Genomic DNA, 612 nt, shown 5'->3' on the forward strand with positions numbered 1-612 from the left:
TGGATACGACGCCCCCGACCCCAACTTTCGACCAGGTCGGAGCCGTACTCCTCCCCACCGACCACCAGATGGGTCAAATCCGGCAACGGCCACCGCCGCGGATCCACGGTGGACAGCACCGACGGGGTGACCAATGCATGCGTGACACGCTCCCGATCCAGCAACCGACCGAGCTCGTCACCACCCAATACCGCGCCGGGCGTGATGACCATGGTCGCGCCTGCGCACACCGCCAGCAACAGCTCCAGAACCGCCACATCGAAACTCGGCGACGCCGAATGCGCGACCCGTGAAGAAGGCCCGAGCTCCAGTACCTCCCGGTGCACGGCGGCGCAGTTGCTCAGACCTCGATGGGTGACCGCTACCCCCTTGGGCACACCCGTCGACCCGGAGGTGTAGATCACATACGCGATATCGTCGACACGCAATGGCCGCACTCGATCGACATCGGTGATCGGCCGGTCATCGGATTCCTCCGGTTCGTCGGCCGTGAGAAGGTCGTCGAGCACCAACCAGTCGACGACGTGGGGTAGCCGTGCGTGCACGGAGGAAACAGTGAGACCGATTGTCGCTTTCGAATCGGTCACCATATGGATGATGCGCTCATCGGGA

The 612-nt window shown here is 63.9% G+C and carries 1 protein-coding gene; it reads right to left on the reverse strand.

Annotated features, from left to right (window positions below; genetic code table 11):
* The coding region (locus ON32_RS23365) for an AMP-binding protein (RefSeq protein WP_245551262.1) at positions 1 to 587 on the reverse strand (587 nt) is incomplete at its 3' end.
* Between the last annotated feature and the right edge of the window lie 25 nt (positions 588 to 612).

This window comes from Nocardia paucivorans NBRC 100373 (assembly GCF_000308675.1).
GTDB lineage: Bacteria > Actinomycetota > Actinomycetes > Mycobacteriales > Mycobacteriaceae > Nocardia > Nocardia paucivorans.